At 69.2% G+C, this 22,588-nt stretch carries 21 protein-coding genes; 7 read left to right on the top strand and 14 right to left on the bottom strand.

From position 1 onward, the window contains the following. Positions 1-39: 39 nt before the first annotated feature. The 6 genes from ASF58_RS19715 to ASF58_RS19740 form a co-directional block, all read right to left on the bottom strand. Positions 40-1,578: a DegQ family serine endoprotease gene (locus ASF58_RS19715; RefSeq protein ID WP_055956457.1), complete on the bottom strand. Its 1,539-nt coding sequence runs from the start codon at positions 1,576-1,578 to the stop codon at positions 40-42. Between the two features lie 106 nt (positions 1,579-1,684). Then, positions 1,685-2,638: a protease modulator HflC gene (hflC, locus tag ASF58_RS19720; RefSeq protein ID WP_055956460.1), complete on the bottom strand. Its 954-nt coding sequence runs from the start codon at positions 2,636-2,638 to the stop codon at positions 1,685-1,687. After that, positions 2,635-3,807 (bottom strand): FtsH protease activity modulator HflK, encoded by a 1,173-nt coding sequence (gene hflK / locus ASF58_RS19725; RefSeq protein ID WP_055956462.1) that lies wholly within the window; start codon positions 3,805-3,807, stop codon positions 2,635-2,637. Before hflK ends, hflC begins: the two co-directional genes overlap by 4 nt. 259 nt (positions 3,808-4,066) lie before the next feature. Next, the gene (locus ASF58_RS19730; RefSeq protein WP_055956465.1) at positions 4,067-4,564 is read right to left on the bottom strand and encodes a dihydrofolate reductase; all 498 of its coding nucleotides are present in this window, start codon (positions 4,562-4,564) and stop codon (positions 4,067-4,069) included. Continuing rightward, the gene (locus tag ASF58_RS19735; protein ID WP_055956467.1) at positions 4,564-5,358 is read right to left on the bottom strand and encodes a thymidylate synthase; all 795 of its coding nucleotides are present in this window, start codon (positions 5,356-5,358) and stop codon (positions 4,564-4,566) included. The genes ASF58_RS19730 and ASF58_RS19735 overlap by 1 nt, the downstream gene beginning before the upstream one ends. 108 nt (positions 5,359-5,466) lie before the next feature. Then, positions 5,467-6,294 (bottom strand): type II CAAX endopeptidase family protein, encoded by an 828-nt coding sequence (locus tag ASF58_RS19740; RefSeq protein WP_156375803.1) that lies wholly within the window; start codon positions 6,292-6,294, stop codon positions 5,467-5,469. 429 nt (positions 6,295-6,723) lie between these two features. Here ASF58_RS19740 and ASF58_RS19745 point away from each other — a divergent pair, with 429 nt between their 5' ends. Then, on the top strand, positions 6,724-7,377 hold the full coding sequence (locus ASF58_RS19745; RefSeq protein ID WP_055956470.1) for a ClpXP protease specificity-enhancing factor SspB: 654 nt from the start codon (positions 6,724-6,726) through the stop codon (positions 7,375-7,377). Between the two features lie 260 nt (positions 7,378-7,637). On the opposite strand, the gene ASF58_RS19750 is transcribed toward ASF58_RS19745, so the two are convergent. After that, complete coding sequence (locus ASF58_RS19750; RefSeq protein WP_082513189.1) at positions 7,638-9,092, bottom strand: cytochrome P450; 1,455 nt, start codon at positions 9,090-9,092, stop codon at positions 7,638-7,640. A gap of 142 nt (positions 9,093-9,234) precedes the next feature. Here ASF58_RS19750 and fumC point away from each other — a divergent pair, with 142 nt between their 5' ends. Genes fumC through ASF58_RS19765 form a run of 3 tightly spaced genes read left to right on the top strand, consistent with a single transcriptional unit; the run spans position 9,235 to position 11,130 of the window. Then, positions 9,235-10,647: a class II fumarate hydratase gene (gene fumC / locus ASF58_RS19755; RefSeq protein ID WP_055956474.1), complete on the top strand. Its 1,413-nt coding sequence runs from the start codon at positions 9,235-9,237 to the stop codon at positions 10,645-10,647. Positions 10,648-10,661: 14 nt separating this feature from the next. After that, positions 10,662-10,853: a DUF4169 family protein gene (locus ASF58_RS19760; RefSeq protein ID WP_055956476.1), complete on the top strand. Its 192-nt coding sequence runs from the start codon at positions 10,662-10,664 to the stop codon at positions 10,851-10,853. Between the two features lie 58 nt (positions 10,854-10,911). Then, complete coding sequence (locus ASF58_RS19765) at positions 10,912-11,130, top strand: ribbon-helix-helix domain-containing protein (protein ID WP_055956479.1); 219 nt, start codon at positions 10,912-10,914, stop codon at positions 11,128-11,130. Here ASF58_RS19765 and ASF58_RS19770 read toward each other — a convergent pair. Beyond that, on the bottom strand, positions 11,080-11,919 hold the full coding sequence (locus ASF58_RS19770) for a helix-turn-helix domain-containing protein (protein WP_055956482.1): 840 nt from the start codon (positions 11,917-11,919) through the stop codon (positions 11,080-11,082). The two genes, ASF58_RS19765 and ASF58_RS19770, sit on opposite strands and share 51 nt — an antisense overlap. A gap of 88 nt (positions 11,920-12,007) precedes the next feature. On the opposite strand from ASF58_RS19770, the gene ASF58_RS19775 reads away from it, so the two are divergent. After that, positions 12,008-13,024, top strand: a complete 1,017-nt coding sequence (locus ASF58_RS19775) for an MBL fold metallo-hydrolase (protein ID WP_082513190.1) — start codon at positions 12,008-12,010, stop codon at positions 13,022-13,024. A gap of 7 nt (positions 13,025-13,031) precedes the next feature. Here the strand turns inward: ASF58_RS19775 and ASF58_RS19780 are convergent, their stop codons facing one another. The 4 genes from ASF58_RS19780 to ASF58_RS19795 all read right to left on the bottom strand — a co-directional run bounded on the left by ASF58_RS19780 (position 13,032) and on the right by ASF58_RS19795 (position 18,420). Then, complete coding sequence (locus tag ASF58_RS19780) at positions 13,032-14,414, bottom strand: heterodisulfide reductase-related iron-sulfur binding cluster (RefSeq protein WP_055956485.1); 1,383 nt, start codon at positions 14,412-14,414, stop codon at positions 13,032-13,034. 162 nt (positions 14,415-14,576) lie between these two features. Next, positions 14,577-15,764, bottom strand: coding sequence for a glycolate oxidase subunit GlcE (gene glcE / locus ASF58_RS19785; RefSeq protein ID WP_055956488.1), 1,188 nt, complete (start codon positions 15,762-15,764; stop codon positions 14,577-14,579). 101 nt (positions 15,765-15,865) lie between these two features. Beyond that, positions 15,866-17,320 (bottom strand): lipopolysaccharide biosynthesis protein, encoded by a 1,455-nt coding sequence (locus ASF58_RS19790; RefSeq protein ID WP_055956491.1) that lies wholly within the window; start codon positions 17,318-17,320, stop codon positions 15,866-15,868. Positions 17,321-17,409: 89 nt separating this feature from the next. Further along, the gene (locus ASF58_RS19795) at positions 17,410-18,420 is read right to left on the bottom strand and encodes a magnesium transporter CorA family protein (RefSeq protein WP_055956493.1); all 1,011 of its coding nucleotides are present in this window, start codon (positions 18,418-18,420) and stop codon (positions 17,410-17,412) included. Positions 18,421-18,633: 213 nt separating this feature from the next. Here ASF58_RS19795 and groES point away from each other — a divergent pair, with 213 nt between their 5' ends. After that, positions 18,634-18,921 (top strand): co-chaperone GroES, encoded by a 288-nt coding sequence (gene groES, locus ASF58_RS19800; protein ID WP_018042554.1) that lies wholly within the window; start codon positions 18,634-18,636, stop codon positions 18,919-18,921. A gap of 85 nt (positions 18,922-19,006) precedes the next feature. After that, a complete protein-coding gene (gene groL, locus ASF58_RS19805; RefSeq protein WP_055956495.1) occupies positions 19,007-20,650 on the top strand; it encodes a chaperonin GroEL in 1,644 nt (547 codons plus the stop codon). 108 nt (positions 20,651-20,758) lie between these two features. On the opposite strand, the gene ASF58_RS19810 is transcribed toward groL, so the two are convergent. Together ASF58_RS19810 and ASF58_RS19815 are read right to left on the bottom strand one after the other, a co-directional pair. Then, the gene (locus ASF58_RS19810; protein ID WP_055956496.1) at positions 20,759-21,274 is read right to left on the bottom strand and encodes a hypothetical protein; all 516 of its coding nucleotides are present in this window, start codon (positions 21,272-21,274) and stop codon (positions 20,759-20,761) included. Further along, complete coding sequence (locus tag ASF58_RS19815) at positions 21,264-22,187, bottom strand: AAA family ATPase (protein ID WP_055956501.1); 924 nt, start codon at positions 22,185-22,187, stop codon at positions 21,264-21,266. Before ASF58_RS19815 ends, ASF58_RS19810 begins: the two co-directional genes overlap by 11 nt. Positions 22,188-22,588: the final 401 nt, after the last annotated feature.

Below are 22,588 nucleotides of genomic sequence, written 5' to 3' on the forward strand. Positions count from 1 at the left end.
TGGGGCGGCGGCTTCAGAGCGTCTCGCGGCTCGGCAGGATCAGTCGATCCCGAGGGCCACGAAGCGGACGTCGCCGCTGGCGCTGGCGACGAGGAGCAGGACCGACTTGCGACCGTCCTTCTTCAGCTGGTCGATGCGCTTGCTGACATCGGCCGGGGCGTTCACCGCCTCCTGCCCGACCTCGACGATGACCTCGCCCGGCTTGATCTGCTTGTCGGCCGCCGTGGAGTTTGGATCGACGCGGGTGACGAGGACGCCCTTGAGGCCGTCCTTGAGGCTGTAGCGCTTGCGGGCCTCGTCGGTGATGCCCGACAGGTTGAGGCCGAGCACCTGGCGCACGGCGCTCTCGGGCTCCGGCTGCTTGACGCTGGCGAGCGTCGGCTTCTCGGTGTCCTCAAGGCGGCCGAGGGTGACCGACTTCGTGGTCTCGGCACCCTTGCGGATCACCAGCACGTCCACCGTCTTGCCGACCGGCGTCGAGGCGACGATCCGGGGCAGGTCGCTGGACGACTTCACCGCCGTGCCGTTGAACTTGACGATGACGTCGCCGATCTCGAGGCCGGCGGCCTTGGCCGGGCCCTTCTCGTCGACGCCGGCCACGAGCGCGCCCTTGACCCCGTCCTTCATGTCGAGGGCCTCCGCGGTGGTCTCGTCGACGTTCTGGATGCGCACGCCGAGCCAGCCGCGGCGGACCTCGCCGAACTCGCGCAGCTGGTCGATGACCTGGGAGGCGTTGTTCGACGGGACCGCGAAGCCGATGCCGACCGAGCCGCCGGTGGGCGACAGGATCGCGGTGTTGATGCCGATGACCTCGCCGTTCATGTTGAACAGCGGACCGCCGGAATTGCCCTTGTTGATGGCCGCGTCGGTCTGGATGTAGTTGTCGTACGGACCGGACTCAATGTTGCGGCCCCGCGCCGAGACGATGCCGGCCGAGACCGAGCCGCCGAGGCCGAACGGGTTGCCGATGGCGATGACCCAGTCGCCCGGGCGCATCTTCTCGGAATCGCCGAACGGCACGGCCTTCAGAGGCTTGCCCGCCTCGGGCTTCACCCGCAGCACCGCAAGATCGATCTTGGCATCCTTGCCGATGATCTCCGCCTTCAGCTTGGTGCCGTTGTGCAGGATGACCTGGATGTCGTTGGCGTCGCCGATGACGTGGTTGTTCGTCACCACGATGCCGGAGGCGTCGATGATGAAGCCCGATCCGAGCGAGTTCGACTTGCGCTGCTGCGGCTTCGGCCGGTCGGCTTCGCTGCGGTCGCCCCCGCCGCGCTGGCCGCGCTTGTTGAAGAACTCCTCGAACAAGTCCTCGAAGGGCGTCCCCTGCGGCAGCTGCGGGCCGGAACGCGTGTTCGGGCGCGCATCGACGGTGGTCGAGGCCGAGATGTTCACCACCGCATCGGTGACCTGATCGGCGAGGTCGGCGAGGGATTCCGGGCCCTTGGCGAAGGCCGGAGCCGGGGCGCCCGCCACCGCGAGGGAGGTCGCCAGCGCCGCGGCGGCGAGGGCGGAGCGCAGGCTGCGCTGGAGCGCTCGGGAACGGGGCGCCCGGACGGCGCTCGCAACGGGAAGCATGGTCGACCTCATGTGTGTCTGGACGGTCTTAGATCGTCCGCGCCGGTCCCCGATCAAGAGTCCGGCGGCGAACCAGGGTCCGCCGCCGGCGTGTCATCGGGTCTCGTCAGCGGGTGCTGCCCGTCGTCCCGGGCTCGGCCGGAGCCCGGGTGCGGGCGGCCGGCGTCGCCGGGGTCCGGCCCTGCGGATCGCTGAAGTAGCGGAAGAAGTCCGAGGACGGGCTGATCACGAGCCGCGTGTCGGAGCCCTTCAGCCCGGTCTCGTAGGCCTGCATGGAGCGGTAGAAGCTGAAGAAGTCCGCGTCCTTGCCGTAGGCTTCCGCCAGGATCCGGTTCTTGTCGGCGTCGCCCTGGCCGCGCAGGGTCTCGGCCGTTTGGTTGGCTTCCGAGAGCAGCACGGTGACGTCGCGGTCGGCCTTGGCCTTGATCGTGACCGCGGCCTGCTCGCCGGTGGCCCGGATGTCGGCCGCCTCGCGCTGGCGCTCCGTCGTCATGCGCTTGTAGACCGCCGAGCTGTTCTGGGCCGGCAGGTCGACGCGGGTCATGCGCAGGTCGACGATCTCGACGCCGAGCTCCTTGGCCTGCCGGTTCACGTCCGCCTGGATCTGGTTCATCAGCTCGGCGCGCTGGGTCCGGACGATGGCGTCGCGGGTGGAGCGGGCGAGCAGGTTGCGCAGGGCCGAGTTGGTGAAGCTGGCCAGCAGGGTGTTGGCGCGGGCGATGTTGTTGGCCGACTGGTAGAACTTCAGCGGATCGATGATCCGGTAGCGCGCGAAGGCATCCACCTCGAGGTTCTGGCGGTCGGTGGTCAGCAGGGTCTGGACCGGCAGGTCGAGGTCGAGCACCCGCTTGTCGAACAGGACGACGTTCTCGAAGAACGGCAGCTTGAAGTAGAGGCCGGGCTTGTCGGTGCCGGTCTGGTTCAGGACGGCGCGGACGCCGCCGAAGCGGAGCACCAGGGCCTGCTGCATCTGGCCGACGGTGAAGACCGAGGCGTAGAGGCCGACGACCACGGCGGCGGCCACGATCATCAGGCCGGTGCGGAGGGCTTGGTTGTTCATCGGGCCACTCCACCGGCAGCGTTGCGGGGACCGAACTCGGTCAGCGGCAGCACCGGCAGCACGCCGGCCGCGCTGGCGCCCGGGCCGGCACCGGCTCCGTTCTGATCGATGATCACCTTGTTGACCGAGCCCAGGACCCGCTCCATCGTTTCGAGGAAGATGCGCTCGCGGCTGATGACCGGGGCGACCTTGTAGGATTCGTAGACCTGGCTGAAGCGGGCGGCCTGTCCGGTCGCGTCGGCCGTCGACTGCGTCTTGTAGGCTTCCGCCGCCTGGATGATCTTCTGGGCCTCACCCTTGGCGAGCGGCACCTTCTGGCTCTCGTAGGTGCGCGCGTCGTTCTTGGCGCGCTCGGCATCCTGCTGCGCCGCGTTCACGTCGAAGAAGGCGGGCCGCACCTCCGGCGGAGGCTGCACGCTGACGAGCTGGACCAGCTCGATGCGTACGCCGGCGCCGTACTCGTCGAGGGCCTTCTGGGTGATCTCGCGGACCTCCTGGGCGACGCTCGACTGCTCGTTGGTGAGGATCGGCTGGATGTTGCGACGGCCGACGACCTCGCGCATCGCGCTCTCGGCGATGGCCTTGATCGTGCCCTCGGGGTTCTCGAGGTTGAAGACGAAGTCGGACGCCTTCAGGGGATTGATGCGCCACTGCACCTCGAAGTCGAGGTCGACGATGTTCTCGTCGCCCGTGAGCATCAGGCTCTCCTCGGGCTTGTCGACGGTTCGGCTCTGGTTGCCGAGCCCGGCGCGGTAGCCGATCTGCACGCTGTTGACCTGGCCGACATTCGGCTTGGTCACGGCGCCGATGGGGGCCGGGAAGTTGTAGTTCAGGCCCTGGCCGGTGGTGCTGAGGTAGCGGCCGAAGACCGTCTCGATGCCGACCTGCTGCGGCGCCACGGTGTAGAAGCCGGTCGCGAGCCAGACGGCGACCACGATGCCGCCGGCGATCAGGAGGCCGCGGCCGCCGCCGAAGGAGCCGCCCGGGAGCACGCCGCGCAGGCGGTCCTGGCTGCGTCGCAGGAGTTCCTCGAGGTCGGGCGGGGTCTTGCCGCCACCGCCGCCGCCACCGCCCCACGGGCCACCCCCGCCGCCATTGCCGCCGCCGCCTCGGCCCCAGGGCCCTCCCCCGTTGCCGCTACCGCCGCCGCTCTGATTGCTCCAAGGCATGCTCGCCGATCTCTCCTGTTCCAGCAGCGTCTGCGCCGCGCACGAAGCCCACCCGCGCTCTCCGCCCCGGCCTCCTCAGGAGGCGGGCCGGAACTCCCCCGCGTGGACAAGAGTGTTGATCTCGTCGTGACCCGACCCTGGCACCTGCGTGGGCGCCCGGGATCCTGTCAAGATTGCCACTTGGGCATCGGGCGCGGGAAAGACAACCGCACCGGCGCCCATTGCGCAATGGGTCGCGCTTCCATGGTTTACGGCGCCATCACGCCGTGCGCGCCAGATCGACGAAGCTGAACGCGCAGGCATCGTGCTCGCCGGGGGGATGCGCCTCGCGGTGCGTCTCCCGGTAGAGGCCGCGGTCGAACGGCGGGAACACCGTGTCGCCCTCGGGCGCCAGATCGACCTCGGTGAGGTGGATGCGCTCGGCCTGGGGCAGCGCCAGGGCGTAGATCTCGCCGCCGCCCGCCACCATCAGCTCGTCGGCGCCCTCGGCCGCCGCGAGGGCGCCCGCCCAGTCATGCGCCACCGCGACCTCGGGCACCGCGAAGCCGGGATCGCGGGTGAGCACGATGGTGCGCCGGCCGGGCAGCGGCTTGCCGATCGACGCGAAGGTCTTGCGCCCCATCAGCAGGGGCTTGCCCATGGTCAGGGCCTTGAACCGGCGCAGGTCGCTGCGCAGCCGCCAGATCAGGTCGTTGTCGCGGCCGATGACGCCGTTGCGGGCGACCGCCGCGATGATCGTGATGCGGGGGGCCGGCATCAGACGGCCACCGGGGCGCGGATCGCCGGATGGGGGGCGTAGCCCTCGATCGCGACGTCCTCGAAGCGGAAGTCGAACAGCGAGGTCACGGCGGGATTGAGCACGACGCGCGGCAGCGGCCGCTGCGCCCGCGTCAGCTGCAGCCGGGCCTGTTCGAGGTGGTTCACGTAGAGGTGGGCGTCCCCGAGGGTATGGATGAAGTCGCCGGGCCTCAGGCCTGTCACCTGAGCGATCATCGCGGTCAGGAGGGCGTAGCTCGCGATGTTGAAGGGCACGCCGAGGAAGACGTCCGCCGAGCGCTGGTAGAGCTGGCACGAGAGCCGCCCCTCGGCGACGTAGAACTGGAACAGGCAGTGGCAGGGTGCTAGCGCCATCCGGTCGAGGTCGGCCGGGTTCCAGGCCGAAACGATGAGGCGCCGGGAATCCGGGTTGCGCCGGATCTCATCGAGCACCCAGGCGATCTGGTCGACGCTGCCGCCGTCGGGCTTGGCCCAGGAGCGCCACTGGTGGCCGTAGACCGGCCCGAGGTCGCCGTTCGCATCCGCCCACTCGTCCCAGATGCTGACGCCGTTGGCCTGGAGGGCGCGCACGTTGGTGTCGCCCGTGAGGAACCACAGCAGTTCGTGGATGATCGAGCGCAGGTGCAGCTGCTTCGTGGTGACGAGGGGAAAGCCCTCCGCGAGGTCGAAGCGCATCTGATGCCCGAACACCGAGAGGGTGCCGGTGCCGGTCCGGTCGTCCTTGCGCACCCCGTCCTGCAGGATGCGTTCGAGAAGCTGGTGATAGGCGTGCATCGCGGCTCCGAGGCGGGGGTCCCCGGAATACTCCGAAGCGCCGGGGCTGGCGAGGTGGCGGGCCGGGGCGTCAACAGGTCGTGCCATCGCCCCGCCTCCGCGCCGGCCTCAGCCGACGGCCGGCCCCAGCACGTAGGCGATCATCGCGAGGTTGCTCCAGGCGTGGAGCAGGATGCCTGGCCAGAGCCGGCCGCTGCGCCAGCGCACCCAGCCGAGGATGAGCGCCAGGGGGATGAGCGAGACCGGCCGGGCGAAGCCCGCGGGGGTGAGGTGCGCGCCGGCGAAGAGCAGGGCCGTCGCCAGGATCGCGCCCCGCGCCGTGAAGGTCTCCCGCGCCCGGGCGAACAGGGCCCCGCGCATCAGCAGTTCCTCCGCCACCGGGGCCAGGACGAGCACGTAGGCGAACCACAGGGCCGCCGCGGCCGGGGTGAGGCCCGGCGACAGGGCGGTGTGCCGGCCGATCGGCATCCGGAACAGCTCGGCGCTGCCGGTCACCCAGGTGATGTGGAGCACGGGCCAGACCAGCAGGATCACGGCGAAGCGGCGCACCGACAGGCCCGGGGCGCCGGCCCCCCAGGGCGGGGGCACCGGCGGGACCAGGGCCAGGGTCCGGCGCCAGGCCGCGCCGTCGCGCCAGCGCACCGCCCCCACGACCAGGAGGGCGAGGACCAGCTGCCGCACCACGTCCACGGAGAGTTCCCGCAGGGCGAGCTGGCGGGGATGCAGGCGCGGACGGTCCCCGCCCAGGACGGCGACGCCGTCGATCCAGTCGCCGCCCACCCGCACGATCACCAGGGCGAGGAGGGTCGCCACCGCCAGGGCCAGGAACGCCGCGAAGGCCAGCCCGACCAGCGCCGCCGCGGCGCCGAGGCCGGTGCGGACCCGGGACGGCCGCGGCCGTGCGGGGGCGGACCCGCCTGCCGGCACCTCGGGCATCGGCGCCCCATCATCGGGCTTCAAATGCTGCGGCACTCCCACTATAATCAAGGCGTTGGCCGAAAGGCTCGGCGAGGACGGGGATCCGGCGGTGCCGGAACGGCTTCGAGACCCGAACGGTAACCCGGCAGCCCCTCTCCGGACCACGGGCTTTTGGACGCAAGGGTCCGAGGCTCGACAGGCCCCGGGTTTTGGCGGAAGCTCGGTCCGTTGCAGGGATCTCGGTCAGTGCCGCGCCGGGCAGCCGCCGCGTCGCGGATCGTTCGGGGCGGGCGTCCCCGATGGGGCGGAAGCCCGGATGGCCGCGACGGCTGTTCAGGCAGGGTTCTGGGAGGGCCGGGCATCGGCGTTCCCATTCGATTTTCATCCGACCCGGAGCGCCATCGCGGCGTGTGACGGCGGGCAGTGACCGGGCATAAGCGACCGCAGATGGCAGACGACCTGATCCGCTACGATCTTCTGGTGCAGGACGCGCTGCGCGGCGTGGTGCGCAAGGTGCTGACCGACGCGGCCCGCGAGGGGCTCGCGGGCGAGCACCACTTCTACGTCTCGTTCCGTACCGAGGCGCCGGGCGTGCGCATGTCGCAGCGCCTGCGCGAAAAATACCCGCAGGACATGACGATCGTGCTCCAGCACCAGTTCTGGGACCTCGGCGTCAACGAGCACACCTTCGAGGTCGGGCTGTCCTTCTCCGGAGTGCCCGAGCGCCTGCTGGTGCCCTTCGACGCCCTGACGGGCTTCTTCGACCCTTCCGTCCAGTTCGGCCTGAAGTTCGACCTCAGCGAGGGCACGGAGACGGCCGCCTCCGAGGAGGATTCGGAGGAGGCGCCGGCCCTGGCCGGCAAGACCCCGCCCCGCGGTGCCGCCTCGGAGCCCACCGAGATCAAGCCGAAGAGCACGGGCCTCGCCACCATCGGCAGCGCCGTCCCCAAGATCGGCTCCGGCACCGCACCGGCCCCCGCCGCCCAGGCCGCGAAGTCGGAGGACGGGTCCGAATCGAAGCCGGCGGCCAAGAAGGCCGAGGACGGCAGCGAGACCAGCGCCGAGGTCGTCAGTCTCGACGCCTTCCGCAAGAAGAGCTGACCGGAGCAGCGCCGACGCGGACGCTCACCGGGAAAACCGAACCGTCGGTCCGGGTCGCCGCAAGCGAGCCCCGGACCTGCGGGCGCGCGCCGGAGGCGTGCAAGCCCGAGCCGCCGAGGGCTTCAAGTCCTGAACCCCGTGCGGGTCTGAATCCCCGGCGCCGCCGTGCGCCCCCGGGATGACGCGGTGCTGGGCGCGGGTACTGCCCCCAACACCGCCTGGATCGAGGCGACGGCCCTTCGGACAGGACAGCGCGTCCTTCACCCCCGCGGATGCACCGTCATGTGCAGCCCGTGCTCCGGCCGCAGCGTGACGCGGTGGAGCGGGACCACCGGGGCGTGGTCGTCGGCCAGGGTGAAGCGCGCCGCGCGGGCGATGTGGGCGAGCACCACCACCGCCTCCTGCAGCGAGAAGCTCTGGCCGATGCAGACGCGGGGGCCGGCCCCGAACGGCAGGTAGGCGAAGCGCGGAATCGCGGCCCGGGCCTCGGGCAGGAAGCGCTCGGGCATGAAGGCGCCGGGCTCCTGCCACAGGGTCTTGTGGCGATGGAGCACGTAGGGCGCCACCATCACCAGGGAGCCCTTGGGGATCTTGATGCGGCCGATCCGGTCCTCCGCGATGGCCTGCCGGCTCAGGAAGGGCACCGGCGGGAACAGCCGCATGGTCTCCTCCATCACGGCCTTGGTGTAGGGCAGCGCATCCGCGTCGAAGTCCTGGCCCGCCGGCACGGCATCGACCTCCGCCTCGATCCGCGCCTGGGCGGCGGGGTCCTGCGACAGGCAGTAGAGCGCCCAGGTCAGGGCGTTGGCCGTGGTCTCGTGGCCGGCGGCGATGAAGGTGACGATGTTGGCCTTCACCTCGAGGTCGGTGAGCCCCTTGCCGGTTTCGGGGTCCTGCGCCTTCAGGAGGAGCGTCAGCAGGTCGGCGGGCGCGGTCCCCTGCGCGATCAGGGCGCGGCGGCGCTCGATCAGTTCGTCCACCACCTCGGCGAAGAAGCGGAGGGCAGGCCGCGCCCGCAGGCGGCCGATGCGCGGCACGAAGCCCGGCACCCCGAACACGTCGAGGGGGTCGATCGGACCGACCGATTCGAGGAAGCGGGTGATCGCGCGGCCCAGGGCGTCGGGGTCGCTGGCGAGGCCGTTGGTGAAGATCGTCCGCTCCAGCACGTCGAGGGTGACGCGGGTCATCTCCAGGGCGACGTCGATGCGGGTGCCGTCGCGGCGGGCCAGCCGGCGCGCGATGCGGGCACCGGCGGCGTTCATGGCTCCGTTGAAACCGAGCACGTGCCGGGCCGAGAAGATCGGCGCCAGGGTCCGGCGCTGCAGCTTCCACTCCTCGCCCTCGGCGGTGAGCAGGCCGTTGCCGAGGCCGGGCGCCAGGACCCGCCGCTGCAGGTCGTCCTTGCGATAATTGGCGGCGTTCTCGACGTAGAGGTAGCGGATCAGGGCCGGGTCGCTCACCACGGTGACGCGCCCGAGGGCGCCGTCGGCGGCCACCACCGGCTTCTCGAAATGCACGTCGAGCCAGGTCGTCAGGGGGTTGGCGCGGGCCGCCTTGAGGAAGCCGAACAGGCCCGGCTGCTCGCGCAGGGGCTTCGGGACCGCGGGCCGGAAGCGGACCGGCGCGGCCGGGTCGACCCCGGCGTGGCCGGTCTGGACGTCGCCCCTCCGGGTTTCGTCGATCGGGGCTTCAACGCGGGCGGCGGCACTCGACATCGACGACACTCCGGGCCCGGGCTCCGGGCTGATAAACCATGACAATTCGGCGCCGGGCACACGGCCCGCTGGACCTGCGCCATCGCGCTCCGACCACGTGCGGTTTAAGTAGGGTCCGCTTGAACCAGACGAAGAGGCCACGATGTCGCCCACCGAGACGCCCGCCACCCGCACCGAGTCCGACACCTTCGGCCCGATCGAGGTCCCGGCGCATCGCTACTGGGGCGCGCAGACGCAGCGCTCGATCCAGAACTTCAAGATCGGCACGGAGAAGATGCCGGCGCCCCTCGTCCACGCCCTCGGCATGGTCAAGCAGGCCGCCGCCCTGGTGAACCAGGATCTCGGCGCCCTCGACCCGAAGGTGGCCCAGGCCGTCGCGGCCTCCGCGGCCGAGGTGGTCTCGGGCGAGCACGACCAGGAATTTCCCCTGGCGGTCTGGCAGACGGGCTCCGGCACCCAGTCGAACATGAACGCCAACGAGGTGATCGCCAGCCTCGCCAACGAGCTGCTCGGCGGCAAGCGCGGCGGCAAGTCCCCGGTCCATCCCAACGACCACGTCAATCGCGGCCAGTCCTCGAACGACGTCTTCCCGACCGCGATGCACATCGCGGTCTCGCGCGAGATCAACGACCGGCTGCTGCCCGCCCTCCAGCACCTGCAGCACGCGCTCCAGGCCAAGTCCGAGGCGTTCGCCAGCATCGTCAAGATCGGCCGCACCCACCTGCAGGACGCGACCCCGGTCTCCCTCGGCCAGGAGTTCTCCGGCTACGTGGCGCAGGTGGCCCTCGGCACCGAGCGTGTGAAGGCGACCCTGCCGGGCGTGCTGGCGCTGGCCCAGGGCGGCACGGCGGTGGGCACCGGCCTCAACGCCCATCCCGCCTTCGCGGAGAAGTTCGCGGCCAAGGTCGCGGAGCTGACCGGTCTGCCCTTCACCTCGGCCGCCAACAAGTTCGAGGCCCTGGCCACCCATGACGCCCTGGTCTTCACGCAAGGCGCACTCACGGCGCTCGCCTCCGGCCTGTTCAAGATCGCCCAGGACATCCGCTTCCTCGGCTCGGGCCCGCGCTCGGGCCTCGGCGAGCTCTCGCTGCCGGAGAACGAGCCCGGTTCGTCGATCATGCCCGGCAAGGTCAACCCGACCCAGTGCGAGGCCCTGACGATGGTCTGCGCCCAGGTGATCGGCAACGGCACCACCGTGAGCTTCGCCGGCAGCCAGGGTAATTTCGAGCTGAACGTGTTCAAGCCGGTGATCGCCAACGCGGTGCTGCAGTCGATCCGCATCCTGGCCGACGCCGCCGTGAGCTTCACCGACAACTGCGTCGTCGGCATCAAGGCCAACGAGGACAAGATCGCCGACCTGATGAGCCGTTCGCTCATGCTGGTGACCGCGCTCGCCCCCTCGATCGGCTACGACAAGGCCGCCGAGATCGCCAAGACGGCGCACAAGAACGGCACCACCCTCAAGGAGGAGGCCCTGCGCCTCGGCTACGTCACGGCCGAGGAGTTCGAGCGGGTGGTCCGCCCGGAGACGATGCTGGCGCCCAGCGCCGAGTGAGGGAGCCGACCGGCATGGCGGAGATCATCAACCTGCGTCAGGCCCGCAAGGCCAAGGCCCGCGACGTCAAGGAGGCGCAGGCGGCGGACAACCGCATCGCCTTCGGCCGCCCGAAGAAGGCCAGGACCCTGGCGGAGGCCAAGAAGGCGATCGCGTTCGCCCGCCACGAGGGCCACAAGCTGGTGGGGCCCGAGTCGGAGGGGTGATGGGGATGGCGGGTGCGCATCTCCCCCTCCCTCCTGCGGGAGAGGGCCCGGCATCGGAATGACCACCGGCATCACCAAGCGCTCGGTGATGATCGCCGGCCACCGGACCAGCGTCTCCCTGGAAGACCCGTTCTGGGAGGTCCTGCGGGAGATCGCGGCGGCCCGCGACCAGTCCGTCCAGGCCCTGATCGGCGCCATCGATGCCGGCCGGGAGGGCCAGAACCTCTCATCCGCCCTGCGGGTGTTCGTCCTGACCAGCCTGCGCGATCGCGCCTGAGCGTCGCGACGGGATCGGGCGGCGGATGTCCTGCAGGCTGTAGGAGGCCGGCGCGCCGAAGGTCCGGCGGAAGGCGTTGGCGAAATGCGCCTGGTCGGCGAACGCCGCCTCATGGGCGGCCCCGGTGAAGTTGGCACCGCGCATGACGGCCTCGATGGCGCGGCGCATGCGCAGCCAGCCGCGATAGCGCCGGAAGGGGACGCCCATGGTCGCACGGAAGAGGTGCTGCATCCGCGACGAGGACAAGGACGCCGCCATGGCCAGCCGTCCCGCGCTCATCCGGGCCTCCGGCCGGGCCCGCAGGTCGACGAGGATGTCCGCGATCCGGGGATCGACCCGTCGGTCGACCCGCCGGGCCGCGAAGCCGGACAGGTCGGCGACCGCCGCGCCGGCCCAATCGCAGGCGTCGCGGTGCTCGAACAGCGAACGCAGGACGCCGATCTCCCCGCTCATGCCCACGAGGGCGGTGCCGACCGTCTCGGCCGGACCCATCAGGCCGGTCAGGGCCCAGGCTCCGGCATCGGGCTCGCGATAGAGGACGCCGATAGGCGCACCGGCGCAATCCAGCTCATGCGGCATCCCGGCCGGGATGAAGGCCGTGCGGCAGGTGATCCACGCCCCCGGCGCGAAGCGGATGCGGAAGGCCTCGTAGAGCCCGGCGAGGTAGACCGGGGCCCCGTGCTGGTGGCTGGCATGGTTGGTCAGCGGCCCCGCGTAGAGCGTATGCGCGCCCTCGACATGCCAGAGCGGGGCGGGCGAGGTGCCGGGCGGCGCAGCACGTTCGTTCAAGCTGAGCGCCCTCCCGCCGCGATAGACCGTCGGCGACCGGTCCCGCACCCATCCTGACGGAACCGGCCCTCTCGGGAAACTCCCAGCGATGACCGAACTCACCCGCCGTCATCTCGCCGCCACCCTGGTCGCCGGCCTCGCCCTGCCGAGGTCGGCCCTGGCTGGCACGTCCACGCCGAACCTGGCCCCAAACATTCTGGCCCCGCAAGTCCTGGCCCCAAACGTCCCGGTCGATGGGCTGCAGCCGATACGCCTCGGGACCTTCACCGTCACGGCCCTGCGCGATGCCGACGCGGTCATCGACGGGCCCTGGCCGATCGTGGGCGAGGACCGTCCGAGGGCGGAGGTCGAGGCTTTGATGCGCGAGAACCATCGGCCGGCGGACCGTTTCCGCCCCGGCTTCACGCCGATCCTGGTCCGGACCGGCCGCGAGACCGTTCTCTTCGACACCGGAAACGGCGCCGTGGGCTTCATCCCGCGCCCGGCCGGCGGGCAGCTGGCGCAGCGGGTTCGGCAGGCCGGGCTGTCACCGGAGGACATCGACCTCGTGGTCCTGACGCATTGCCACACCGACCATATCGGCGGTCTCCTCGAGGACGGGCGCCCGCTCTTCCCGAACGCCCGTTACGTCGTGGGCGAACGGGAATTCGCCTTCTGGACGGATGACGATCGCCTCGCGGCTGCGCCCGAGGGCAACGCGTACCGGTCGGCCCGCGTCTTCCGCAGCCACCTGCTTCCCCTCGCCGACCGGATTCGCCTCGTATCCCCGGGCCAGACGGTGGTTCCGGGCATCGATGCCGTGGCGGCCTTCGGCCACACGCCGGGGCACCTCGCCTTCCACGTGGAGAGCGCGGGCCAGCGCCTGCTGGTCTGGGGCGACTGCGCCCATCACGAGGTGGCCTCGCTGGCCCGGCCCGACTGGCACGCCCTGTTCGACATGGACAAGGCGGCCGGCGCCGCCACCCGGCGGACGATCTACGACATGGCCGCCACCGATCGTGTCCTCGTCGCCGGTTACCACACCGACTTCCCGTCGCTGGGGTACGTCGTCCGCGACGGACTGGGATATCGCTGGAGCCCGATGTCGGAGCGGCCCCGGCGCTGATGCGTCCCTACTCCGCCGCCAGCATCGCCCGCTCGGGCAATCCCGCCAACGCCGCCGGCTTCGGGCCGCCGGTCGCCCAGTCCAGCAGTTCCGCCGTGTGGACGATCGGGATCGCCGTCCCCTTCCCGATCTGGGTGGCGCAGCCGATGTTGCCGGTGGCGATGACGTCGGGGCGCATCCGCTCGATGTTGGCGACCTTCCGGTCCCGCAGCCGGGCGGCGATCTCGGGCTGGAGGATGTTGTAGGTGCCGGCCGAGCCGCAGCAGATGTGGCCCTCGGGCACGTCCTTCACGGTGAAGCCCGCCGTCTTCAGGAGGTTCTTCGGCTCGGTGCGGATGCCCTGGCCGTGCTGCATCGAGCAGGCCGAGTGGTAGGCGACCACGAGGTCGGTCTCGACGATCGGCGGCATCAACCCGATGGTGGCCATGTACTCGGTGACGTCCTTGGCGATGGCGGAGACCCGCTTCGCCTTCTCCGCATAGGCCGGGTCCTCGCGGAACATGAAGCCGTAATCCTTGATCGTCGTGCCGCAACCGGAGGCGGTGACGAGAATCGCATCGAGACCGGCGCCGTCCATCTCGGCGATCCAGGCGTCAATGGTGCGCTGGGCCTGGGCATGCGACGAATCCGCCTTGCCCATGTGATGGGTGAGCGCGCCGCAGCAGCCCTCACCCGCGGCCTGGACCACTTCGACCCCGTGCCGGGTCAGGAGCCGGATCGCCGCCTCGTTGAAATCGGGACGGAGCACGCTCTGGGCGCAACCGCGCAGCAGGGCCACGCGACCTCGACGCGACGGTGCGGTATACCCATGCAACGCCGCGCTCGCTTCCAGGGCCCGCGTCTCGGCCGGGAAGGTGCCGGGCCGGTCGGTCGGATTGCGGTTCGGCAGGTGGGCCGGGGCGAGGTCGAGCATGGCCGCGAGGCGGTTGCCGACCCGCGGCAGGCGCGCCACCAGGGGCCGGAACGGGGCCCCGATCTTCGCCCCCAGAAGGGCCAGCCGGAAGCGGTTCGGGTAGGGCAGCACGAAGGCCAGCACGCTGCGGAGGAGCCGGTCGCTCAACGGACGCCGATAGGTTTCCTCGATATAGCTCCGCGCATGGTCGACGAGGTGCATGTAGTGCACACCCGAGGGACAGGTCGTCATGCAGGACAGGCAGGACAGGCAGCGGTCGACATGCTTGACGACTTCCGGCACCGCCGGCTTTCCGCCCTCGAGCATGTCCTTGATCAGGTAGATCCGCCCGCGCGGCGAATCGAGTTCATCGCCGAGCAGAAGATATGTCGGGCAGGTCGCGGTGCAGAACCCGCAATGCACGCACGTCCGGAGGATCTTCTCGGACGCCGCCATGGCCGGATCGGCGAGTTGCGTCAGGCTGAAATTGGTCTGCACGGTGAGTCCTCGGGTCCACCCTCGTGCCGTCCATCGGGTCCGGCCCGCGTCGGCATCGTCTTCTTGGTCCCACCTGTTTAGAGGGTCTCGCGCCGGTTGCCGAGCCTTGGAATCGCTCCGAACAGCGCAGGCGGCGCGACCTCGTCCCGCACCGCCCCCCGCTCAGAGACCGGCGTACATCCGCCCCGGATTGAACAGGCCGTGCGGATCATGCGCCGCCTTGATGCCCGCGGTGATCCGCATGAGGGGCTCGGCCAGCGGCTCGAAGACCGGCACGGCCGCCCGGACGGCGTCGGGTGCCCGCACCAGGCTCGCGTGCCCACCCTGTGCCCGTACGGCGGCGCGGACGCCTTCGGCACCGGCATCGCCGGCCGCATCGGTCGCGAGCCAGATCAGCCCACCACCCCAGTCGTAGAACCAGCGCGCGTCGCGCCGGGCGGCGATCGCGGCGGTGACGGCGGGGCCGCGGGTCGGCGCGACGGAGATGCGCCAGACCGCGGAACTCCGCGGCTCGGCGAAGGCGGCAACGTCGCGAATACGCGTCCAGAGCGCCGTTCCCGCCTCGCCCTCGACGATCTCCGGTTGGCCGAAGCGCTTGAGCAGACGACGCAATTCGCCGAGGCGGTAATCGATCGACTCCGAGAAACCCTCGATCCGCATCAGCGTCCGCGCCGCGCCGCCTTCGATCCCGGCCGGCAGGTGGGCAGCGCCAGTCAGCTCGAAGGGTGAGCCGAGGGCGGCGCTCAGGGCCGTGATGGCGCGGGCATCGTCGAGGTCCGGGAATGCGAGCGTGGCGACCCGTTCCTGAACAGGGAGCACCTTGAAGGTCACCTCCGTCAGGAGACCGAGGGTGCCCCAGGACCCGGCCATCAGCTTCACCAGGTCGAGCCCGGTCACGTTCTTCATGACCCGCCCGCCCGATTTGATCGCCTCGCCGCGCCCGTTGATGAAGCGCACCCCGATGAGGCTGTCGCGAGCGGCGCCCGCGTTGATCCGGCGCGGCCCGGAAGTGTTGGCCGCCGCCACGGCGCCGAAGGTCGGTTCTCCGGTCGTGCCCATCAGGGAGCGGTGGTCCATGGGTTCGAAGGGCAGCATCTGCCCGCGGGCCGCGAGAAGGGCCTGAACCTCGGCCAGGGGCGTCCCGGCCCGGGCGGCGACCACCATCTCCGCGGGCTCGTAGAGCGTGATGCCGCTCAGGCCCACGCTGGAGAGCGTCGCTTCGTCCTGAGCCGGCCGTCCGATCCCGGCCTTGGTCGCTCCGCCGACGAGGCGGAGCCGCTCCGGGCTCCCGACGGCCGCGCGGACGATCTCGGCCGCGGCGCCCTCGTCCTGAGGCTCATATGTACGCATCGATTCCTACCCGATCCGGGGCACTCTGCGGCGCCCTCGATCCTGTTCCTGTGAAGCCACCTTAGAGGAGGTTCGTGCCGATGGCATCCGGTTCGGATCGGCTATTCAGCCGGTGCGGTCCCGGGTGGGGAACGGGTGAAACGCGCCGCCACGTGGCCGCGCAAGCCCGCGATGTCGAAGAGCCAGACGAGCACGCCATAGACCACCATGCCGAGGGGAACGGAAAGCAGCAGCGCTCGGGTCGGCTCGCTATGGCGCAGCGGCAGCAGGCAGAGCGCCATGGCAAGGGAGGCGATACTGGCGGCCAGGATCTCCCACCAGGGCAGGTGCAGGCGCTGGGGTCCGGTGAGTGCCCGCCAAGCCAGGACGAGGGTGGCGGCCCCGAGGCCGACGGTCTGGGCGATCGCGACGCCCTCGGGACCGTAGCGAGACGGAAGGAGCCATAACCCGAGCCCGTTCAAGGCGAGCCCGACCAGCGCGGCGGCGATCACCGGGCGCGTGCGCCGGCGAATCTGGAAGATCGGGTTAAGGGCAAAATTTGTCATCGCGAGGCAGAAGAAGCCCGGTACCATCAGCCCCGCATAGGCGGCGAAGGGGCCGCGATAGGCCTCCGGCACCACCAGAGCCTCGAGGGCCGGCAGCACGGCCCAGAACCCGACGGCGCAGGGCAGCAGCAGGGCCACCACCACGCCGATGTTGAGCCCGACCTGGCGCTCGGCCGCGGCACGCCCCTGCTCCTCCTCGACCCGGACGGCGAGCTGGAAGAGCAGCAGGTCGAGGGCGGTCCCGAGGGTGCCGATGCTCCGGGTGGTCACATCGGCGGCGAGGGCGAAGTAGCCCGCCTCGGCGAGGCCTGCATGCGACGCGATGCTGCCCCGATTCAGGAATGGCAGCAGCTGGTAGATCGCATTGGCGGCAATGAGAGGAAGGCCGTAGGCAACGAAGAGCTGCCAGGCTTCCCGCAGCTTCAGCCGCACGCGCGGGGCGACCGGATCGCGCAGCGGCCGATACAGCAGCAGGATCGCGAAACCCTGGCTGATCCCGGCCGCCGTCAAGACCCAGACGGGCTGGGGGAAGAACCAGGCGGCCCCTGCCATCAGCACGAAGGCGAGGCCGTTCTTGACTGCTACGAGGTTGAAGTAGAGCCGGCCGTCGAAGCGCGCCCGTGCGAGCGCCGCATGATAGTCGAAGACGCCGATACCCAAGGCAGCGACCGCCGCGCCGGCCGTGATCGCGAGACGACTTTCCGCGCTGGGCTCGAGCGTGAATCCCAGTCCTGCGCAGAACAAGGCCGCCACGAAGAGGCTGAGCGTGAGGGCCATGTAAGCCCGGTCGAGGCCCTGACGGATCCAAGGTTCATCGACACGGACCCGGGCTGAGTAGAATCGCGTCGCCGAGAGACGCAGCCACTCGAACAGGACGGTGTTGGCCACGATCGCACCGGCTGTCGCCAGCGCGAACAGACCGAACTCCGCCGGTCCCAGCAGCTTGGCGATCAGGAGGCCGAGGACGAAGTTCAGGCCGGCATTCAGGACGAAGGCAGCGATCACGGCCATGGCGTGGACGGGTCATCCTCGGATGCCGGCTGGACGGGGCATCGCCGCGCCACGCTCTAGCGCGAGCAGCCAAACATTCCGTCAACCAGTCACAACCACCCCCGGATGCGGAAGAAAACGATCGGAATGATGGCGCTCACGAGGATGAGTGCCAAGCCGTAGGGATAGCCATAGGCCCATTCGAGTTCGGGCATATGCTTGAAGTTCATGCCGTACATCGAGGCGATCAGGGTCGGGGGGATGCCGACCACCGATGCCACGGTGAGAACCCGGAAGGTGTTGTTCTGCTCGATGCTGATCAGACCGAGGGTCGCATCGAGAAGGAACTGGACGTTCTCCGACAGTCGGATCTCGAACTCATCGAGGGAGGCGATGTCGCGCCGCACGGCCTCGAAGCGCGGCACCTGTTCCTCGCCGAGGATGTGCTCGCACTCGTTGGCCACGAAGGGGACGATCCGCTCCAGTCCGAGGAGGCTCGAACGGATCTTGCCGAGGGTCTTCCCGCGGCGTCCGATGCCGCGCAGGATCCGGCGCAGTGCCAGGTCGCGCCGACGCGGCGTCTGGCTGCGCAGCTTGGCGTCCCCGGCCGGTGCACCGCCGCGAACATCGAAATCGAAGATCCGCGTGGACAACTCGTCGAGGTCCGCGCCCATGTCCTCGAGGGAATCTGCGAGACTGTCGACGAGCTCCTCCATCAGGAGAAGGAAGATCTCGGTGGAGGTGGTGCCCGGCCCGTCGCCGGTATCGATGCGCTTCTTCACCTCCGCGAAGGCCCGCAGCTCGTGGAAGCGCACCGTGACGAGGCGATCCCGGGTGAGCACGAAGCCCAACGGCTTCAACTGCGTATCAAGTTTGTCGAAGGTTACCATCGGGGTCGAGAGCGAGAACCCGGTCTTCAAGCGCCGCAGCCGACTCGAATTCTCGACCTCGCTGAGGGCCTTGCGCGATGGGATCCGGATGCCGGTGCAGGCCTCGACCCGCTCGGCCTCCTCGGCGCTCGGATCATCGAGATCGATCCACACGACTTCCACTGGGTATGCTTCCGCGGCTGCCTGCGCCGCGGGCTCGACCGCGCCTTGCGGACCATGAAGCTTGATCATCCGCGAAGGACTTTCCGTCGGGTTGTGGAATTGGGGGATGATCCTGTCGCTGGATCGTCGTCCGAACCTGCGACAGTCTTGACTTAAGGGACGCCCGCGCCTAACTCGGCGCCATCGTTAGCACTCACTCAAGGAGAGTGCTAACGACCTGGGTTGAGCGCGCTGCCGCGCCGCATCAACGCCATCCACGAATTTGAAGCAAGAGGGCAGCTCATGAAGTTCCGTCCGCTGCACGACCGTGTCGTCGTCCGCCGCATTGAAGGCGAAGAGAAGACTAAGGGCGGCATCATCATCCCGGACACCGCCAAGGAGAAGCCGCAAGAGGGCGAGATCGTCGCCGTCGGCCCCGGCGCCCGTGACGAAGCCGGTCGCGTCAACCCGCTGGACGTCAAGGCGGGTGATCGCGTCCTGTTCGGCAAGTGGTCCGGCACCGAGGTCAAGATCGACGGTCAGGACCTCCTGATCATGAAGGAATCCGACATTATGGGCGTCGTCGCCTAAGTCGGCTTTCGGTTCTCCTCCCTTTCACGAGCCCTTCGAGGGCGCCATCCGGCGCCTCGGGGCCCATCACTGACAAGGATCTGACATGGCAGCGAAAGAAGTCCGCTTCGCCTCCGACGCCCGCGAGAAGATGCTCCGTGGCGTCGATATCCTCGCTGACGCGGTGAAGGTGACGCTCGGCCCCAAGGGCCGGAACGTCGTCATCGAGAAGTCGTTCGGTGCGCCGCGCATCACCAAGGACGGCGTCACCGTCGCCAAGGAGATCGAGCTCGCCGACAAGTTCGAGAACATGGGCGCCCAGATGGTGCGCGAAGTGGCCTCGAAGACCAACGACATCGCGGGTGACGGCACCACCACCGCCACCGTGCTGGCCCAGGCCATCGTTCGGGAAGGCGCCAAGTACGTCGCCGCCGGCATGAACCCGATGGACCTGAAGCGCGGCATCGACCTCGCCACCACCGCCGCCGTGAAGGATATCACCAGCCGCGCGAAGAAGGTCGCGTCCTCCGAGGAAGTCGCCCAGGTCGGCACCATTTCGGCCAATGGCGACAAGGAAATCGGCGAGATGATCGCCCACGCCATGCAGAAGGTCGGCAACGAGGGTGTCATCACCGTCGAGGAGGCCAAGACGGCCGAGACCGAGCTCGATGTCGTCGAGGGCATGCAGTTCGACCGCGGCTACCTCTCCCCGTACTTCATCACGAACGCGGAGAAGATGGTCGCTGAGCTCGAGGACCCTTACATCCTCATCCACGAGAAGAAGCTTTCGTCGCTCCAGGCGATGCTGCCGGTTCTCGAGGCCGTGGTGCAGACCGGTAAGCCGCTCGTCATCATCGCCGAGGACATCGAGGGTGAGGCGCTTGCCACGCTCGTCGTGAACAAGCTGCGCGGCGGCCTCAAGGTCGCGGCCGTCAAGGCTCCGGGCTTCGGCGATCGCCGCAAGGCCATGCTCGAGGACATCGCGATCCTGACCCAGGGTCAGATGATCGCTGAGGATCTCGGCATCAAGCTCGAGAACGTCACCCTCCCGATGCTCGGCCGCGCCAAGCGCATCCGCATCGAGAAGGAGACCACCACGATCATCGACGGCCTCGGTGAGAAGTCGGACATCGAGGCCCGCGTCGGCCAGATCAAGGCGCAGATCGAGGAAACCACCTCGGACTACGACCGTGAAAAGCTTCAGGAGCGTCTGGCCAAGCTCGCCGGCGGCGTCGCGGTCATCCGCGTCGGCGGCGCGACCGAGGTCGAGGTCAAGGAGAAGAAGGACCGCGTCGACGACGCGCTCAACGCCACTCGCGCTGCGGTGGAAGAGGGCATCGTTCCCGGCGGTGGTACCGCCCTCCTCCGTGCCCGTGAAGCCGTCCGTGCTCTCAAGAGCGACAACCCGGACGTCCAGGCCGGTATCAAGATCGTGCTGAAGGCCCTTGAGGCCCCGATCCGCCAGATCGCTGCCAACTCCGGCGTCGAAGGCTCGATCGTGGTCGGCAAGATCACCGACAACACCTCTTCGATCACCTTCGGCTTCAACGCCCAGACCGAAGAGTACGTCGACATGATCCAGGCCGGCATCGTCGACCCGGCCAAGGTCGTACGGACCGCCCTGCAGGACGCCGCCTCCATCGCCGGCCTCCTCGTCACCACCGAAGCCATGATCGCCGATGCTCCGAAGAAGGACAGCGGCGCCCCGGCGATGCCGGGCGGTGGCGGCATGGGCGGCATGGACTTCTAAGAAGTCCGAACCCGACCAAATCGGAATGGGGGGTCGCCGTAAGGCGACCCCTTTTTCGTCTGCGCGACGGCCGATCGCAGTGCAACAGTCAGGATCGCAGGCGGCGCATCAGGCGCCTTGTTTCTTGACGCGCACCGCCTTCGCACCAACCGCTTGTGATCCGGCCTTCTTAGTCCGATCATGATCCTTGCGGTCCCAGGATGCGGTAAAGGCAGGGCTTCCGAGGGCACGCGTGACGCTCGGAGCTGCAGCGGCGGATCCGGTTCGTCGCTGCGGAGAGGCTTTCGTCCTCACCGCGGGCTCGGCACCACCCGCGAGATCGGCCAGGCGGCGTCGAAGCCAGTCAGCTTTGGCGCGCTTCGCCTCCGCGTGATGCTTGTCGAGACGTCCGATCAACGCTCGCGCCTCGGCCTCGGTCAGGCCGTCGATGATGAGAGCGTAGGTTTCGGTGCCCAAACATCTGCGCACCCGGCGTAGGCCATCGAGCGTCAGATTCTTGACCTTCAACTGCTTCAGCACCAGGGTCCGGACGGTCCTGGTGAGGTCCGCCCGAATATCCGGAAAAACCTCCGGTGAACGCGCGATCGCCCCGAGGGCAACGAAACCATCCACGTCAAGCGCCATCGAAGACCCCTTTCACTTCTGCGACCAGCGGGATGAGGATCGTGGAGACATGGATGCCGTACTTGCCCGAAAACGTGGGCAAATCCCGACGTGGCATGAGCGCTCCAGCCAGCGCCGCTGCCTGGGGTATGCGCGTCGCGAAGAGGCGGAACCCCGGCTCCTCTGCGCTCGCTTCCGCCTGAAGCCGCGCCAGCGTGTGCTGGTGCTGGCGGACCTGTGGCTGATACCGCGTCACCAGCACGTGAGGCTGTCGCGCGGGTACGACCGCGTCGTGCCGTCGATCCTTATCGCCCCATACCGTTTGGATGAAAGCATCGAGCCCGTAGGTCGAGAGATAGTCTGGGATCGACGTGACAATGACGAGGTCAGCACCGCGGATCGCAACTTCGGTCATCGGAGAGATGCCAGGTGCACAGTCGAAGAGAATGTAGTCGAAGCGCTCCGCGAGCGGGACGAACTCGTCCTCGAAGATCGTGCGGAGCTTTCCGTCGATGGCGCGCATCGAGAAGTTGCGCGCGGTGAGTTCGTAGAGGATCTCGCGCTCGACCAGCCGAAGGTAGGGACCGGCCGGAAGCAGCGCGAGTGACAGCAGCGCGTTCCGGTGCATGGTGACGCCGGTCTGACTCTGGATGCGGGGTGCCAGGAGCGGCTTCTCGCGGCTCACGAGCTTGAGCGCGAGATAGGCCTCGAGGGTGCGACCCCGGGCGATCATCTCGGCCAACGCTGTCTCCCCGGCGAGGCAGACCGAGACGCTGGCCTGCGGATCAAGATCGACAACCAGCACCGAAGCTCCGTCTGCGGCCAGAGCCTCAGCCAGCATGACGACCGTTGTGGTCTTGCCCACACCGCCCTTCATATTTGCGACCGCAATCAGCCGGCCGCTCCCCCGTGGCCGGCGCGCGGCTTCGCTCATGCCCGTTCCCCCCACAACGTCGTTTCCCCTCGCTGTCGGTCGAGACAGCGAGCCGCGAACCGGGGATCGGACGAACCGGACGCGCGAATCAAGCGATCGGCTCAGCGTGATGCGTCGCACGTCAGTGCCCGGTAGGCATCCCCTGCCGGTCACAACAATGCACGGTTGTCAGGACTTGGAAATATCGACTAAGACGCGTGAAGAGCGTGTGCGCGCTGGCCGCGTCGACAGGCTCGCGCTTGCGTCACCTGTGATCTTCGCCGCGCATGAAGGGACGGCCGAGGTGGTCCGCAAAAAGCCGGCCCTGCTCCGCTGCAGACCGATTCGATAGAACCGGGCGTGGGCGACGGGAAACAGACCCGGACTGCGAGGATATTCGGCGCGCGATCGGTCCGCCGGGG

Origin of the sequence: Methylobacterium sp. Leaf125 (assembly GCF_001423085.1) — a bacterium.
Lineage (GTDB): Bacteria > Pseudomonadota > Alphaproteobacteria > Rhizobiales > Beijerinckiaceae > Methylobacterium.

Bases quoted from the DNA above. Each gene is read 5' to 3' on its own strand.
- ASF58_RS19760 (WP_055956476.1), top strand. From the start codon at position 10,662: ATGGCGGAGATCATCAACCTGCGTCAGGCCCGCAAGGCCAAGGCCCGC.
- ASF58_RS19750 (WP_082513189.1), bottom strand. From the start codon at position 9,092: ATGTCGAGTGCCGCCGCCCGCGTTGAAGCCCCGATCGACGAAACCCGG.
- hflK (WP_055956462.1), bottom strand. From the start codon at position 3,807: ATGCCTTGGAGCAATCAGAGCGGCGGCGGTAGCGGCAACGGGGGAGGG.
- ASF58_RS19730 (WP_055956465.1), bottom strand. From the start codon at position 4,564: ATGCCGGCCCCCCGCATCACGATCATCGCGGCGGTCGCCCGCAACGGC.
- ASF58_RS19815 (WP_055956501.1), bottom strand. From the start codon at position 22,187: ATGAGCGAAGCCGCGCGCCGGCCACGGGGGAGCGGCCGGCTGATTGCG.
- groES (WP_018042554.1), top strand. From the start codon at position 18,634: ATGAAGTTCCGTCCGCTGCACGACCGTGTCGTCGTCCGCCGCATTGAA.
- glcE (WP_055956488.1), bottom strand. From the start codon at position 15,764: ATGCGTACATATGAGCCTCAGGACGAGGGCGCCGCGGCCGAGATCGTC.
- ASF58_RS19790 (WP_055956491.1), bottom strand. From the start codon at position 17,320: ATGGCCGTGATCGCTGCCTTCGTCCTGAATGCCGGCCTGAACTTCGTC.
- ASF58_RS19775 (WP_082513190.1), top strand. From the start codon at position 12,008: ATGACCGAACTCACCCGCCGTCATCTCGCCGCCACCCTGGTCGCCGGC.
- ASF58_RS19715 (WP_055956457.1), bottom strand. From the start codon at position 1,578: ATGCTTCCCGTTGCGAGCGCCGTCCGGGCGCCCCGTTCCCGAGCGCTC.
- ASF58_RS19745 (WP_055956470.1), top strand. From the start codon at position 6,724: ATGGCAGACGACCTGATCCGCTACGATCTTCTGGTGCAGGACGCGCTG.
- fumC (WP_055956474.1), top strand. From the start codon at position 9,235: ATGTCGCCCACCGAGACGCCCGCCACCCGCACCGAGTCCGACACCTTC.
- groL (WP_055956495.1), top strand. From the start codon at position 19,007: ATGGCAGCGAAAGAAGTCCGCTTCGCCTCCGACGCCCGCGAGAAGATG.
- ASF58_RS19740 (WP_156375803.1), bottom strand. From the start codon at position 6,294: ATGCCCGAGGTGCCGGCAGGCGGGTCCGCCCCCGCACGGCCGCGGCCG.
- ASF58_RS19765 (WP_055956479.1), top strand. From the start codon at position 10,912: ATGACCACCGGCATCACCAAGCGCTCGGTGATGATCGCCGGCCACCGG.
- hflC (WP_055956460.1), bottom strand. From the start codon at position 2,638: ATGAACAACCAAGCCCTCCGCACCGGCCTGATGATCGTGGCCGCCGCC.
- ASF58_RS19795 (WP_055956493.1), bottom strand. From the start codon at position 18,420: ATGATCAAGCTTCATGGTCCGCAAGGCGCGGTCGAGCCCGCGGCGCAG.
- ASF58_RS19735 (WP_055956467.1), bottom strand. From the start codon at position 5,358: ATGCACGCCTATCACCAGCTTCTCGAACGCATCCTGCAGGACGGGGTG.
- ASF58_RS19810 (WP_055956496.1), bottom strand. From the start codon at position 21,274: ATGGCGCTTGACGTGGATGGTTTCGTTGCCCTCGGGGCGATCGCGCGT.